Origin of the sequence: Halomonas sp. 3D7M, assembly GCF_014897885.1 — a bacterium.
In the GTDB taxonomy this organism is placed as follows: Bacteria; Pseudomonadota; Gammaproteobacteria; order Pseudomonadales; family Halomonadaceae; genus Vreelandella.
The window spans coordinates 2,018-17,086 of sequence record NZ_JABUZF010000116.1; the positions used below are offsets into that span (position 1 = coordinate 2,018).

Below are 15,069 nucleotides of genomic sequence, written 5' to 3' on the forward strand. Positions count from 1 at the left end.
CCAGCCACTACACTTTCCAGCTGAGCCAGCGCCTCTTCATGGCCCTCCAGGCCACGGATGGCGGCATTCATGCGCCGTCCACGCTCGCTGGCGGTTAACGCCATCCATTCGCGCTGGCCACGCTCAGCGGCTTGGGTGGCACGCTCAATCAGCGCGGCTCCCGCATCGTGATAACTCACCAGCGTTTCGCCAGTGGTCGGATTGCTCAAGGTGATCACTTCACCCTCTCCTACCACTAAATCACCATCAATCCAGTTACTCAGCGGTGTGGCAGCGGCTAATCCAAAACCTTCAAGCAGTTCAACAAGATGGTCGCAGGCATGTTGGCTAAGTGTGTTCATTCGTTACCCTCCGCTTGAGTAGCGCGAGCTAATATCGGCGTAGTGATATGGTTAAAGTCATCGCTATCGGCGGGGTGATCGGCGTTGGCGTGCCAGGCATCGACCACGGCTTGTAACAGCGGCGAGGGTATATTCAGTTGCTCAGAGGCATCTCGCGCTAAACGCAGGTCTTTACGCATCAAACCGGTGGTAAACCCTGAGTCAAAGCGCTCACTCAGCACCCACTCGGGGAAGTTCACCTCGCTAACCGCACTACGCCCAGAACCACTATTGAGTCCCGCCAAGCAGGCGGCGGGGTCAACGCCCGCTTTGGCTGCCATAGCAACGGCTTCGGCGGTGGTTAACAAGTGCGCGGCACACAGGTAATTATTGGCAAGCTTGACCACATGGCCGCTGCCCGGGCCGCCCACATGGGTGCGCTTGGCTGACATCGCTTCCAGCATCGGCAATACCCGTTCGATAGTGCGTTCATCGCCTCCCAATAGCATCCCTAGCTTGCCACTAGCAGCGCCTTTCGGGCCTCCGCTAACCGGTGCATCCAACCATAGAAGACCCGCTGCGCTAACTTTTTCTGCCAGTTCACGCGTCACGGCGGGGTCACTGGTGGAGGTATCAACAATCACGCTACCTTTCGGCGCTAGGTTAATCAGGCCAGGCGATTGCTCGAGCACCTCACGCACATGGGCGGAGGTAGGCAACGACAGCAGGTAAACGTCGCTTGCGAGTAGCTCTTCGGGAGCCACCGCGGGTACCCCTTGTGCAGCAAGACGCGACCGTGCTTGCTCAAATACATCGCTTCCCGTTACCGCAAACCCGGCGGCTTTAAGCGTCAGCGCCATATTACCGCCCATCTGCCCCAGGCCGATGACAGTAATAGTTAAAGACCCAGTTGCCGAGGGCTCAGTTTGTAATGACATCGTAAAACTCCCAAAGCGCCTTTTAAGTAACAAGACGCTATGTTCGGTGGTGATATTTGGGGTAGACGCTCCCCTACCCAGTGGGCATCAGAGAGCGAATAACGTGTATTAAGTCAGGAATTTAGACGAGTAATGCTCTTACCAGCTCCACCCAGTAGCGCGCCCCCAGTGGCAACAATGCATCGTTGAAGTCATAGTGCGGGTTATGCAACGAAGCGGACTCCTCGCCATTGCCCATCCAGATATAGGCACCTGGGCGCTCGGCAAGCAGGAATGAGAAATCCTCAGACGCCATGCTGGGTGACGGGTTGCGGATCACGTTGCCACTACCGAGTAAGCTTTCCAGCACCGAGGCGCAGTGCTGAGCATGTTCAGGGGTATTGATAGTGGCGGGATAGCAGCGCTGGTAGTCCAGTTCAACGGTTAAACCATGAAACTCAGCTAAGTTGGTAATCGCTTGCTTAAAGCGCGCTTCCAAATGCTCTTTGTGTGCCATATCAAAACAACGCAGCGTGCCGCGAAGCGCCACCTGCTCGGGAATCACGTTGAAGGTATCACCGGCGTTAATACTGGTAATACTCAGCACGGCTGCTTTATCAGGCGGCGTTTCGCGACTCACCAACCCTTGCAGTTGGCTAATCAGTTGGCAGCTCGCCAACACCGTATCAGTACCTAAATGGGGCATCGCCGCATGGCAACCCTTGCCAGTCAGCGTCAGGCTAAAGATATCGAAGGCGGCCATAACGTCGGTATCGTGCACCGCGGCAACGCCAACCGGCAGCCCCGGCCAGTTGTGCAGGCCGTACACGGCATCCATGGGAAAGCGTTCAAACAGCCCCTCTTCAACCATCACCCGCCCGCCGCCGGCGTTCTCTTCAGCAGGTTGAAAGATAAACACCACCCGGCCTTTAAAATCAGGCTGCTGCTTTAACGCCCAGGCGGCGCCCAGCAGCATGGTGGTGTGGCCATCGTGGCCGCAGGCGTGCATCTTGCCAGGTGTTTGCGAGGCGTAGGCAAGCGCCGTCTCTTCGCGAATATCCAGGGCGTCAATATCGGCCCGTAGGCCGATCGTTTTACCTTCACCCTGTTGTCCATCCAGAGCGGCCACCACCCCCGTGCCAGCAATACCGGTGGTTACTTCAAAGCCCCACTCAGTCAGCAGCTCGGCAATACGCGCACTGGTGCGATGCTCCTCAAACGCGGTTTCCGGGTGCTGATGGAAATCATGACGCCACGCTTTTAGTTCTGCGCTATCCGGTAAGTCTACTGAAGCAGTCATCGTCTTATCCTTAAAGCATCACGTGGGCGACAACGGCAGAGCCAATAAAGGTACCGGTAAATACTAGCAGCGCTACCACTACCAGCTTCCAGCCGGTTTGCTTGAACATGGCGAATTCACGCCCGGTAAGCGCCAGCCCTGCATAGGCCAATACCGGCGTGACCACTGCCAGAAAATCCACTTCAGCCAGCCGTGCGATGATCCAACCATTACCAGGGAAGAACGGCAGCGTCGCGATAATGCTAATCAGCGACACCCAGGCCACGCTGGGCAGGTAAAAAGGACAAAACCGCCCAACCACCAAGCCGATAATGACCATGACATAGAGAATTAACATGCCGGGCAGCGCGTCTAATAAAGGCGAACCGTTGACGATATTGCTAAACCACGCCGCCACACACACCGCTGCCAGAACCAACGCGGTTTTACCCAGCTGATTTTCGGGACGTAGCTCTTTTAACGCCTCAGCATCGAACTGATCGATTGGGCTCTCATGAGTTTTCATGGCTAACCTCCTGGCGCGAGCCTTTTAAGCGCTTGTACATCCACTCGGTGATCGGTAGCGCGATAAATAGTGAGATATACAGACCGGTAGCGTAAGTAAGCAGGTTGCTTGCCCCGGCAAAGGCGAGTAGTTCGTCCTTAGATGCCGGTACCGCTTCGGCTAAAGCTGCCGAACACGCCGCCACCATACTGCCACTGCCCACCCCGCAGGCCATGGCCAAAGCACGAATATCAAGAATATCCAGCGAAGCGATATAGCCCGCCATTAAAGCGAAGTAGAGCGTACCGAACATGGTGCCCACAACGTACACCCCCATAATCCCGATGCCCTCAGGGCTTCTTAGCCCGTAACGGTCTGAAATAATGGCAATATTGGGTTCACGGGCGATAGAGTAGGTAGCGCCAATCGCTTCACGGCCCATCTTGAGGACTAATACTGCAAAGGGCAGCGCTATCAGCATGGTGCCCAGATTGCCTAACTCTTGGAGTATCAGCGCGGGGCCAGCAGCGATAATCTGCTCGATCGCAGGGCCAATGGTGGAACCAAATTTGGCGATAAACGGCAGGATGGCAATGAGAATAATCGGGCCAGCCGCATTGCTGACCGGCTTGGGAATCACCTTGCCCATTGCCGAGAAAAGATGAGGGTTAAACAGTACGCCGATCACAAAAGCGTAGAGCAGCGGTAGTAACAGTAGTGTTCCCGGCCCGAGAGGAATACGCACGATGCCGACCCACTCGGCAAACATTGACGTCACTATCACCGTAAGGTGAAGACGCCAATCCAGCATTAACTTGAGATCCATAGGAGTGTCCCTGTTTTTTTTAGAGTCACTCCGAGTATCGAAAGGTTGCCGTTCCAATCATAGGACCTTAGTGCGCTATTTTTTAGAACACTCCAACAGTTTGGACTAGAGGGCAATAATAAATTAAAGCGACAATGGCCTAACCTTGAAGGGGTTGAGAGAGGAGTATGGCACCGTACACCTACCAACCCTATGTTATACTAAAGTATAAAATTTACCCACCAGAGCCTTTATGCCTATTTCATTGCCTTTGCGGCGTCTATGGACCCTAGATAAGTTTGCCTACAGCCTGCGCGTGTTTATCGCGTTCAGCGGGGCACTGCTGTTTAGCGGTTTTGCAGGTGACATCGCGCTGGTGATTCCGCTGTTTTTGGGCATTATTGCGAGTGCGCTTTCTGAAACCGATGACAGTTGGCAGGGGCGCTTACAGGCGCTGGTGGTGACACTTGCTTGCTTTGCATCGGCCTCGTTTGTCGTTCAGTGGCTTTTCCCCTGGCCGTGGTTGTTTGCAGTTGGGCTGGCAGTTTCTACCTTCACGTTAATTATGCTGGGTGCCATTGGCCAGCGGTACGCGACCATTGCGTCAGGCACGTTAATCCTATCGATCTACTCAATGATCAACATTGAACAGCACGGTGGCGTGGATGAAGACGTGGCTTCCCGGCAATTGCTGCTGCTTGCAGGAGCCGCGTGGTACGGGGTTATCTCAATCCTATGGTGCGCCCTTTTTTCGCGCCAGCCAGTTAAACAAAGCATGGCGCGGGTATATAAAGCGCTAGGTGAGTTTTTAATCTTGAAGTCTGCGTTGTTTGAGCCTGTCCGCGAGGTCGATTTAGAGGCGCGGCGCGTGGCGCTAGCTAGGCAAAATGGCAAAGTCGTCGATGCCCTCAACCAAGCAAAAGAGATGATTTTCCGCCGCTTAGAGGGGCAGCGAGGCAGCCGCAAGTTGAACCGCTACTTACAGATTTACTTTATCGCCCAGGATATACACGAGCGGGCAAGCTCTACCCACTACCCCTATAGCGCGCTCACCGAAGCGTTTTTTCACCATGACGTGCTCTTTCGTTGCCAGCGACTCTTAGACCAGCAAGGCCGTGCCTGCCGCCAGCTAGCCAAATCGTTGTTGCTTAACCGTCCCTTTGGCCATGAGCAGAGTGAGCAAGCGCTGGCCGATCTACGCGCTTCTATCGACAACCTAAGCGAGCACGGTAAGCCGGAATGGCGTCCGCTCATGCATCCGCTCAATGCACTTGCCGATAACCTGTCTATCCTGGAAGCTCAGATTGCCAGTGCTCACAACCCAGACACCGACGATGATCGTCGTGATAGCTCGCTTTACGACCGCTCCCCCTCTAGCGTGCTAGAAGCGTGGAAACGCGTTCAGCTAAATTTGACGCTGGGTTCACCCACGTTTCGCCATGCGGTGCGCTTATCCACCGCGCTGCTAGTGGGTTATGGGCTGCTCCAGTGGCTTGACCCTGAACAGGGGTTTTGGATTTTACTCACCACGTTGTTCGTCTGTCGCCCTAACTTTGCCACCACGCGTCGCTTTCTGTCACAGCGCATCCTCGGCACAGTGCTTGGCCTCATTGCCGGTTGGGCATCCATTAGTTTGTTCCCCCAAGCCAGCATACAAAGCATGATTGCGGTGGCTGCGGGCGTGTGTTTTTTTGCCAACCGCGAGCGTCACTACGTTATCGCCACCGCCTCAATCACACTGCTGGTACTGTGCAGCTTTAACCAGGTCGGCGACGGTTTTAATCTGATCTTACCTAGGCTATTGGATACCTTGGTGGGTTCGTTGATTGCTGGGCTAGCGGTATTTTTTATTCTGCCGGACTGGCAAGGGCGTCGGCTGTATCGGGAGGCCGCAAAAGTCCTCACCAACCACCGCCGTTATTTAGATGAGATTGTTCACCAGTATGAAGAGGGAAAGCAGGACGATTTGGCTTACCGGTTAGCCCGCCGCAATGCTCACAACGCCGATGCAGCACTGTCAACGCTGCTCACCAATATGCTCCACGAGCCGGGGCACTATCGCAAACAGGACGCCGACAGCGGCCTACGCTTTCTAGTGCTGTCTAACACGCTACTAAGCCACTTATCTGCTCTTGGCGCTCACCGCCACCAGTTGGCTGAAGATGAGGACGACGCCGCTTTGGTGCCCCTTGCCAAGCGCATCAGCGAGCTGCTGGAACAACTGGCAGAACAGCTCAACAAGCGCCAACCCATCACGCCCTTAACTGATCAAGTCAACGACCTACTCGCGCAGCTAGAGCAGAATGCCTCAGATTCCTTCGATAAGAAGGGCTCAGAGGGAGACGAACAAGCCATTGCCCTTTACCGTCCCATCCAAAGCCAGCTACGCCTAATTGCCGCGCAGCTAGGGCCACTTGGTGAAGCCGCCAACCGCTTAACGGAGACCCCGGTAGAGAGTCACCAAGCAGCGAACACCGCCGCTTAAGCGTTGTATCACTCCCTACACCTGCCCGTAGCGTCCGGCGGCTTCGCCTAGCCAACGCCGCACTAATACGGCGGTAACTTCGGCATTGCCTTGCAGCCCCTGGGCAAGGGCGGTGACGCGCTCTAGCTGGTCGGCATCACGCTCAAGATCAGCAATTTTCATCTGGGCAAGGCCGGTTTGGCGAGTGCCGAGCACTTCGCCGGGGCCACGAATTTCCAAGTCCTTTTCGGCAATACGGAAACCGTCGGTGGTTTCGCGCATTACCCCCAGGCGTTCCCGAGAGCTTTTCGAAAGCGGCGGGTGGTAAAGCAACACACAGAAGCTTTCCGTGCTGCCGCGCCCTACTCGACCGCGCAGTTGGTGCAGTTGAGAAAGCCCCAGGCGTTCCGGGTTTTCGATAATCATCAGGCTGGCATTGGGGACATCTACGCCCACTTCAATAACGGTAGTGGCCACCAGCAGGTCGAGCTCGCCCGTTTTGAAGGCCTCCATCACCGCGACTTTTTCGCTGGCCTTCATGCGCCCATGAATCAGACCAATAGCGAGTTCTGGCAGCGCCTGGGTTAGTTCATCGCGGGTGACTTCGGCGGCCTGACACTGCAGCACCTCAGACTCTTCAATCAGCGTACACACCCAATAGGCCTGGCGCCCATCACTGCAGGCGTTGCGAATGCGTTCGACCACTTCAGGCCGCCGCTCATCAGACACCACCACGGTTTTAACCGGCGTACGCCCTGGCGGCAACTCATCAATTACCGATACATCCAAATCAGCGTAAGCACTCATGGCCAGCGTACGAGGAATTGGTGTCGCGGTCATGATCAGTTGATGCGGCGTTAGCCCACCTGCTTCGCCTTTCTCGCGCAGTGCCAAGCGTTGATGAACACCAAAGCGGTGCTGCTCATCAATAATTGCTAACCCCAAACACTGAAAGTGTACGTCGCTCTGAAACAGCGCATGGGTGCCCACCACCATACGGGCACGGCCATCAGCAATAGCGGCTTTGGCATCTAACCGTGCTTTACCTTTGAGCTTGCCTGCCAACCAAGCCACTTCGATACCCAACGGTTCAAACCAGGCTTTAAACGCCCGATAGTGCTGTTCAGCAAGAATTTCCGTGGGGGCCATCATCGCCGCCTGGCAATTGCCCGCCAGCGCCGAGAGTGCTGCCATCGCCGCAACGACCGTCTTTCCTGAGCCGACGTCGCCCTGCACGAGCCGTAGCATCGGGGCGGGCCGCGCAAGGTCTAGGGTAATCTCTTCCAGCACGCGGCGCTGCGCACCGGTAAGGGCAAACGGCAATTGGGCTAAAAAGCGGGTTTGCAGGCTGCGGCCCGAGGGCAGCGATGGCGCACCATCCGCCTGAATACGTAACCGCACTTCACGCAGGCTGAGTTGGTGGGCCAGTAGCTCTTCCAGCGCTAACCTACGTGTGGCGGGATGATGGCCGTGGGCAAGCTGCTCAATGTCCACATCCGGTGGCGGTTGATGTAGCAGTTGCAGGCTAGCGTGCAACCCAGGCAGGCTGAATCGCTGGCGCAGGGCATCTGGAATGACGTCCGGTAACAGCTCAGGGGAGCGCTGCAGTAGCGCCAGCGCTTGCTGGGTAAGTGCGCGAAAACGCGTCTGATGCAACCCTTCAGTGGTCGGGTAAATCGGCGTGAAATACTCCTCAACCGGTGTATCGTTACCGCCGCTTAGCCGATACTCAGGATGGTAAATTTCCAGCCCTGTTGCCCCCGCGCGCGCCTCTCCAAATGCACGCACCGTAACACCGGGGCGCATCTGTTGCTGCTGGGCAGGCGAAAAATGAAAAAAACGTAGGCTTAAAATACCGCTGCCATCACGCACTCTGACTAACAAACTACGCCGACGCCCCTTAACAACATCGCACGCGGTGACTTCGCCTTCTATCACCGCCTCACTCCCTGCGCGCAGCAGGCCAATGGGCGTTAGCCGTGTACGGTCCTGGTAGCGCAGCGGCAGGTGAAATAACAGGTCGCTTACGCAGTCTATGCCCAATCGCGCCAACTTTAGCGCAAGCGCCTCACCAACCCCTTTCAGCGACGAAACCGGTGCAGAAAGGTCACTCATGAGGACGGACTAGCAGTGTGTACAGGTTGCTGACAGTGGCTAATCGCCTTGGCTAATGCATCAATTGCTTTGGGGCGAGGAAAGCTTGCCCGCCACGCAATGGCAACGGTGCGCGAAGGCGCAGGCTCAACAAATGGCCGGCTCACTAACATGGCATTTTCATACTGATCAGTGCCCAGCGCCGACTGTGGCAGTACCGTAATGCCTAATTTAGATGCCACCATATGGCGAATGGTTTCCAATGATCCCCCCTCTGCAATCAACGTATTATTTGGGCTGTTAAGCTTCTGGGTAATTGCCGGACAGGCTTCTAAAATTTGATCACGGAAGCAGTGCCCTTCCCCCAGCAACAACAAGCGCTCTTCTAACAAATCTTCTTTGTGAATCGCATCACGACTTACCCAGCGATGGCTGGCAGGCATCAATACCTCAAAATGCTCATCGTAAATCGGCTTGGTAACCACGTCGGTCTCGGTGAAAGGCAACGCCACAATAATCACATCCAGCTCGCCACTGCGTAACTTTGCCCGCAGAGAGCCGGTCATGCCTTCTTCGATATACAACGGCATTTGCGGTGCGGCGCTAGCCAGTGCTGGCACTAGATGGGGAAATAAGTAGGGGCCAATCGTATAAATTGCGCCAATGCGCAGCGGGTTAGCCAACTGGTCTTTGCCAGCATTCGCCATTTCGTAGATAAGCCGGCTCTGTTCCAGCACGCGCTGGGCTTGAGCAACGATCTTCTCACCCAACGGGGTGACCTGCACGGTTGATTTGGAACGTTCAAACAACGGTGTATCAAGCTCGTCCTCAAGCTTTTTTACCGCCACTGAGAGCGTTGGCTGCGAAACATGGCAGCGTTCGGCGGCACGACCAAAGTGACGTTCTTGGGCAAGGGTTACGATGTAGCGTAGTTCTGTTAAAGTCATAGTGGTGCCAGTGGCATCCTCTCGTTGCAGCTCGTTACAGGTCATCGTTATAGCGAGATGGAAAAGGACAAACAAACCCTATTGAAGATGGCACATCTCATAGGGACTTTGTATCTGATAGGGAATATTAATCAAGAGGAGTGACCAAGGTGAAGCTAACGGTACTGATTATTGGCTGCGGCGATATCGGCATAACGCTTGGACGCGAGCTGCTCAGCGAAGGCCATCATGTTATCGGCGTGCGCCGTCAGGTCGAGGCATTAAAAGATACGGGCATTGAGCCATTGGCGCTTGATCTTAACAATCTCGAAGGTGCTGACGCTCTACCTCATGCTGACTACGTTATTTATACCGTCAGCGCTGACCGTTTCGAAGAAAGTGCCTACCAAAGCGCCTATCCGGATGGCCTCAATCGTGTGCTTGGCGTGCTGGAACAACATAAAACGCCACCGAAACGCGTCTTTTTTGTGTCGTCGACCAGTGTCTATGGCCAGCAGGAAGGCGAAGTCGTAAATGAAGACAGCCCAACCGGGTCGACCAGTTTTTCTGGCAAACTGATGTGCGATGCTGAACAAGCGCTGATTAACCATCCGATTCCCGGCACGGTCGTGCGCTTTTCGGGGATTTACGGCCCTGGGCGTGATCGTTTGATTCATCAGGTCGCAGAAGGCCGCATCGCGGCAGTTACGCCGGTCAGCTACTCCAACCGTATTCACCGTGATGACTGCACCGGTATTCTGGCGCACTTAATTCGTTGTCAGGAAAAAGGCGCGCCACTCGCCGACCTTTACCTAGGTAGCGACTGCGAGCCTGTCACCCTGCATAACGTGATGGCGTGGTTAGCCAAACAGCTCAAGGTTGAATCTACCGAGACCATGCAGTCACCACTGCGCCGCCGCACCAGCAAACGCTGCGATAATAGCCGTATCCGTGAAACGGGTTATGAATTCCGCTATCCGACCTACAAAGAAGGCTACGCACAGGTGCTAAAAGAGGGCGGCTTCTTAACACCACAAAAAGCCTAATCGTTGTGATGCTCCTTTGCACGATCTTCAAAAAAAGAGCGAGCACTTGATAATAGAGTGCTCGCCCGTTTTTAGTGAAGATAGTTGCTGAATACAGTTGCTTAAGGCATTAGGCTCAGAGACTTAGTCACCAATGACCATCACAGCTTCTGCTTCTACTTGGCTGCCTTTGGGTAACGCTTTGACGCCGACCGCTGCACGGGCAGGGAAAGGCGATGAGAAGAACTCTTCCATCACCTTGTTCACGATCGCAAAGTTATCCAAATCAACCAGGTATAAGTTGAGTTTGACGATATCGCCAAGCGTACCGGCAGCCTCTTCACACACCGCCTGCAGATTGGTAAATACTTGGCGCGCTTGTGCTTCAAAGTCGTCAGAGATAATTTCCATTGTCTCTGGGTTCAGCGGGATCTGGCCCGAAAGATACACTGTGTTGCCAGCCTTAATCGCTTGAGAGTAAGGGCCGATTGCAGCGGGGGCTTTTTCAGTATTAATAACTGCTTTGTTGCTCATGAGATAGCACTCTCCTGTCGTGTTTAATATATTTTTAGAGGTAAGTGATAGATAGGATGATAGCGTTAAACAGTAATTGTAATGGTCCGCCATAGCAGTTGCTGCCAGCCCATCGCCAGCAGCCTACTAACGGGTGATTAATTGGTCATTCTAGTTATTTTGCCGACATTAGGAAGGTTGCGAATACGCTTAATAATGCGCGCAAGATGCACTCGGCCTTTTACCGATAAGGTTAAGTTAACGATTGAAAGCCGCGCATCGCGCTCTTCAATGCCGATACGCTCGATATTAGCGTCGGCATCGGTCACCACGCCCGCCAGCTCGGCCACCAGCCCACGACGGCTCTCAATTTCAATGCGCAGCGCGACCGGGAAGTCTTCATCTATACTGTCCGACCACTCGAGGGCAAACAGCTTCTCTGGGTCGTTTTTGCGATCACCTAGGTTTTTGCACTCACTGCGATGCACCACCAGCCCCTTGCCAACGGATAAGTGGCCGACAACGGGGTCGCCCGGCAACGGATGACAGCAGCGGGCAAAATTAATCACCATACCTTCGCTACCGCTGATAACGACGGCTTTTTCACTATCCCCACTGAGAACGTAGTCAGAGTTGCCGCCATTAGAGACATCAACCAAGCGCCGTGCCACCACATGGGCCATGCGATTGCCCAAGCCAAGTGACTCTAACAAAGCATCTAGCGAAACGACGTCCAGCTCTTTCAATGCTTTAGCAAAAACACTTTCATTAAGTTCTTCCAGACTGGTTTCAAACGGCGCCAGCGCCTTATTCAACAGCCGTCGCCCTAAGATAACCGCTTCTGCCTGCTGCTGGTGCTTCAATGCATGACGTATCGCGGAACGCGCTTTTGCTGTCGTGACGAAGTTGAGCCATGCCAAGTTAGGCCGTGCACCAGGAGCAGTAATAATTTCCAGCGTTTGGCCACTTTCAAGACGCGTCGAGAGCGGGGCTAAATGGCGATCAATACGACAAGCAATGCAGTTATTGCCAATATCGGTGTGTACGCTGTAAGCAAAGTCGATCACCGTTGCGCCCTGAGGCAGCTCCATGATGTCGCCTTTGGGAGTAAAGACGTAGATATCGTCTGGGAAAAGATCGTTTTTGACGTGCTCAATAAACTCTAGCGAATCCCCTGCATGGCGCTGCATTTCCAGCAGCCCTTTTACCCAAGCACGGGCGCGGGCATGGCTGCCTTCGGCAATGGGGTGGGTTGTTTGCCCTGCTTTATAGAGCCAGTGGGCAGCGATGCCATTATTAGCCATCGCCTCCATCTCACGGGTGCGGATCTGCACTTCAATGGGCATCCCGCCCTGACCAAACAGCGTGGTGTGAAGACTTTGGTAGCCGTTGGCTTTTGGGATAGCGATATAATCTTTAAATCGCCCTGGTACGGGCTTATAGAGATTATGCACCACGCCTAAGATGCGATAGCAGCTAGCGACATCTTCGGTAATAATGCGAAATCCGAAGACATCCATAATTTCCGCGAACGGCTTACGCTGGTCGCGCATCTTTTTATAAATCGACAGCAGATGTTTCTGCCTGCCAATCACAGTACCTTTAAGCCCTTCATCGTCTAGGCTCTGCTGTAGCGATGACTGAATTTCTCGCATCGCACTCCGGCGGTTCCCCCGCGCGCTGGCCACCGCGCGCTTGATGCGTTCTGAACGCATTGGGTGAATAGCCTGGAAAGAGAGGTCTTCAAGTTCAACACGAATCGTATTGATACCTAAACGTCCCGCGATTCGGGCATAAATTTCCAGCGTTTCTCGGGCAATACGGCGCTTTTTATCTGGGCGCAATGCTCCCAGCGTGCGCATGTTATGCAGACGGTCAGCCAATTTTACGATGATGACGCGGATATCCCGCGACATCGCTAACACCATCTTCTGGAAATTTTCCGCCTGGGCGACGGCTTTGTCTTCAAAGGTGATCTGGGTCAGCTTGGAAACACCATCCACCAATTCGGCGACAGGCTTACCAAACTGCGCAGACAGCGCCTTCTTCGAAACACCCGTATCTTCAATGACATCGTGCAGCATGGCCGCCATCAAGCTTTGATGGTCCATGTGCATATTAGCCAATATATTAGCGCCCGCTAACGGGTGGGTCACATAAGGCTCACCTGAGCGACGGCGCTGGCCGTCGTGGGCTTGCTCGGCATAATAGAAAGCGCGTTTGACCTGCTGTATTTCGTCTGGAGGTAAATAGCCGCCAAGTCGATCGGCCAGGTCATCAATGGTGAACATTTACCGCGCCCCTAGTCGCTTCTAAGTCCAGTCTCTAGTAAACCTTAGTCGTCGATATGTGTCGTAGGCGTCATTGCTGGGCGCGTACGGACCGGGGCTTCAACCGGTTCATCTAGCACGGTGTGGTTTACCAGACCTGCGGCAATTTCACGCAGTGCCATAACGGTAGGTTTATCGTTCTCCCAGGGCAGTTGCGCTTCACGGGAGCCACGGGCAAGCTGGCGCGCGCGCTGGGTAGAAATCATCACCAGTTTGAAGCGGTTCTCAACATTTTCCAGACAATCTTCAACGGTTACGCGAGCCATGGGGGCCTTCCTGTAATGACAACGCTGGGCCAGCGTTGTGGTGAAACGCCGCGGGCCCAGCAAAAAAAGTGGTAATGGAACCTGCTAGATTACTCGACGCTAGGCGCTTGTGACAAGAGCGCATCGAGTAGTGGCGCATGACGCACCTGCATCGCCTCACGTGTTAGGCGGCGACTGATCACCAGCGACTGCAACTCTTGCAGTGCTGTGGTGAAATCATCGTTGATGACTAAGTAGTCATATTCATCAAAATGGGACATTTCGCTAACGGCATCACGCATACGCCGAGCAATCACTGCGTGCTCATCGGTTCCACGGCTAGAAAGACGCCGCTCTAGTTCGCTACGCGAGGGTGGCAAGATAAAAATCGACACTGCCGAAGGCATTTGCTCACGTACCTGCTGAGCGCCCTGCCAGTCGATCTCTAAAATAACGTCTTGCCCCGCATCCAGAACAGCTTGCGCCGCACAGCGAGACGTACCGTAGTAATTATCAAAGACCTTGGCATACTCAAAGAACTCACCGCGCTCAATCATCGCTTCAAAGTCGGCTACGTGAGTAAAGTGGTAGTTCACGCCATCCACTTCCCCCTCGCGCTTAGCTCGCGTGGTATGTGATACCGAGACCTGAATACCATCCAGGCTCTCGATCAGCTCGCGGACCAAGCTGGTTTTACCAGCACCCGACGGGGCAGAAATAATAAAAAGCGTACCCTGGGACATGAAGCGCTTCCCTAATTAGCAAAAGATAGATAGCGAAATGATAGTCAGCGAAAGATCGTTGATGAAGATAAACAGCACAACGGCAATACGTTGTACTGTTTATCAAGCACTGCGAATAAGGTTCTGCAAATAAAGTAGCGCGCAGTATCGCACACCTATGCTATGGACTGTAGCGTTTCGGCGCAGTCACAAGGAGGTCGTTATGCGCAGTACGATCGTTATTTTATGCTTAATTGCCCTAGGCGTAGCGTTCCAAAAAGGTTTGATTGAGATTCCCCGCCATTGGGCACCCTGGGCGCCACTCTATATCGATGACCCAATAACGCCCATCACCCAGCTAAAGCTCAAACGTCTAAACGATGACCGGAGTGCCTGTTTAGCCGCACTGGACACCGTGCCAGAAAGCGAGCTTAGTTACACACCTTTAGCCGATTATTCCCCAACCGCTAGCTGCCCACTGACGAATATCGTGCGTATGCAGTCTAGCAGCGTTCGTTTTAACCAACGCTTTGTCGCCACCTGCCCAATGGCGCTTGCCTGGGTAATGTACGAGCGCCATGCCCTTCAACCTGCCGCCCTGGAAATCATGGGTAGCCGTGTGGCCCAAGTCAATCACGTTGGCAGCTTTGCCTGCCGTAACGTCTATGGCCGCGAAACAGGCAGGCGCAGTGAACACGCCACCGCTGAAGCCCTGGATGTGGTGGGGTTTCAGTTTGAAAATGGCCAGCGCGTTACGCTGATCAATCACTGGGATGACGAAGGCGAAACCGGGGAATTTCTAAGAGCAGCGAGAGATGGCGCCTGCAACACCTTTGGTAACGTGTTGGGGCCAGACTACAACGCCGCACATGCTGACCACTTTCACCTAGGCATGCGCGGCTTTCGGCTATGTCGTTAGTAAAC

The 15,069-nt window shown here is 54.3% G+C and carries 14 protein-coding genes; 3 read left to right on the forward strand and 11 right to left on the reverse strand.

Translation table 11 applies throughout. The features are described 5' to 3' along the window. The 5 genes from INT22_RS20280 to INT22_RS05150 all read right to left on the reverse strand — a co-directional run. Positions 1 to 341, reverse strand: a 341-nt coding sequence (locus tag INT22_RS20280) for an aldehyde dehydrogenase family protein (protein ID WP_226912424.1), incomplete at its 3' end; no start/stop codon positions are given. Further along, entirely contained in the window at positions 338 to 1,258 is a 921-nt protein-coding gene (locus tag INT22_RS05135) for an NAD(P)-dependent oxidoreductase (RefSeq protein ID WP_193059596.1), read from the reverse strand. The genes INT22_RS20280 and INT22_RS05135, both read right to left, overlap by 4 nt. Before the next feature lie 121 nt (positions 1,259 to 1,379). Further along, entirely contained in the window at positions 1,380 to 2,537 is a 1,158-nt protein-coding gene (locus INT22_RS05140) for a M20 aminoacylase family protein (RefSeq protein ID WP_193059597.1), read from the reverse strand. A gap of 10 nt (positions 2,538 to 2,547) precedes the next feature. After that, positions 2,548 to 3,042, reverse strand: a complete 495-nt coding sequence (locus tag INT22_RS05145; protein WP_089040199.1) for a hypothetical protein — start codon at positions 3,040 to 3,042, stop codon at positions 2,548 to 2,550. Then, positions 3,029 to 3,847 (reverse strand): DUF3100 domain-containing protein, encoded by an 819-nt coding sequence (locus INT22_RS05150; RefSeq protein WP_193059598.1) that lies wholly within the window; start codon positions 3,845 to 3,847, stop codon positions 3,029 to 3,031. The genes INT22_RS05145 and INT22_RS05150 overlap by 14 nt, the downstream gene beginning before the upstream one ends. 232 nt (positions 3,848 to 4,079) lie before the next feature. Here INT22_RS05150 and yccS point away from each other — a divergent pair, with 232 nt between their 5' ends. Further along, a complete protein-coding gene (gene yccS / locus INT22_RS05155) occupies positions 4,080 to 6,311 on the forward strand; it encodes a YccS family putative transporter (protein ID WP_193059599.1) in 2,232 nt (743 codons plus the stop codon). Between the two features lie 15 nt (positions 6,312 to 6,326). Here yccS and recG read toward each other — a convergent pair whose 3' ends face one another. Both recG and INT22_RS05165 read right to left on the reverse strand, forming a co-directional pair. After that, positions 6,327 to 8,405: an ATP-dependent DNA helicase RecG gene (recG, locus tag INT22_RS05160; protein WP_193059600.1), complete on the reverse strand. Its 2,079-nt coding sequence runs from the start codon at positions 8,403 to 8,405 to the stop codon at positions 6,327 to 6,329. Then, on the reverse strand, positions 8,402 to 9,331 hold the full coding sequence (locus INT22_RS05165; protein WP_193059601.1) for a hydrogen peroxide-inducible genes activator: 930 nt from the start codon (positions 9,329 to 9,331) through the stop codon (positions 8,402 to 8,404). The genes recG and INT22_RS05165 overlap by 4 nt, the downstream gene beginning before the upstream one ends. Before the next feature lie 149 nt (positions 9,332 to 9,480). Here INT22_RS05165 and INT22_RS05170 point away from each other — a divergent pair, with 149 nt between their 5' ends. Beyond that, positions 9,481 to 10,356, forward strand: coding sequence for an SDR family oxidoreductase (locus INT22_RS05170; RefSeq protein WP_193059602.1), 876 nt, complete (start codon positions 9,481 to 9,483; stop codon positions 10,354 to 10,356). Positions 10,357 to 10,479: 123 nt separating this feature from the next. On the opposite strand, the gene INT22_RS05175 is transcribed toward INT22_RS05170, so the two are convergent. From INT22_RS05175 to gmk, 4 genes are all read right to left on the reverse strand, one after another. Then, on the reverse strand, positions 10,480 to 10,869 hold the full coding sequence (locus tag INT22_RS05175; RefSeq protein WP_083007717.1) for a RidA family protein: 390 nt from the start codon (positions 10,867 to 10,869) through the stop codon (positions 10,480 to 10,482). A 137-nt stretch (positions 10,870 to 11,006) separates the two neighbouring features. Next, positions 11,007 to 13,139 (reverse strand): RelA/SpoT family protein, encoded by a 2,133-nt coding sequence (locus INT22_RS05180; RefSeq protein ID WP_193067823.1) that lies wholly within the window; start codon positions 13,137 to 13,139, stop codon positions 11,007 to 11,009. 44 nt (positions 13,140 to 13,183) lie between these two features. Then, positions 13,184 to 13,444, reverse strand: a complete 261-nt coding sequence (gene rpoZ / locus INT22_RS05185) for a DNA-directed RNA polymerase subunit omega (protein WP_083007719.1) — start codon at positions 13,442 to 13,444, stop codon at positions 13,184 to 13,186. Positions 13,445 to 13,533: 89 nt separating this feature from the next. Further along, positions 13,534 to 14,166 (reverse strand): guanylate kinase, encoded by a 633-nt coding sequence (gene gmk, locus INT22_RS05190; protein ID WP_193067824.1) that lies wholly within the window; start codon positions 14,164 to 14,166, stop codon positions 13,534 to 13,536. A gap of 202 nt (positions 14,167 to 14,368) precedes the next feature. On the opposite strand from gmk, the gene INT22_RS05195 reads away from it, so the two are divergent. After that, the gene (locus tag INT22_RS05195; RefSeq protein ID WP_193067825.1) at positions 14,369 to 15,064 is read left to right on the forward strand and encodes an extensin-like domain-containing protein; all 696 of its coding nucleotides are present in this window, start codon (positions 14,369 to 14,371) and stop codon (positions 15,062 to 15,064) included. Positions 15,065 to 15,069: the final 5 nt, after the last annotated feature.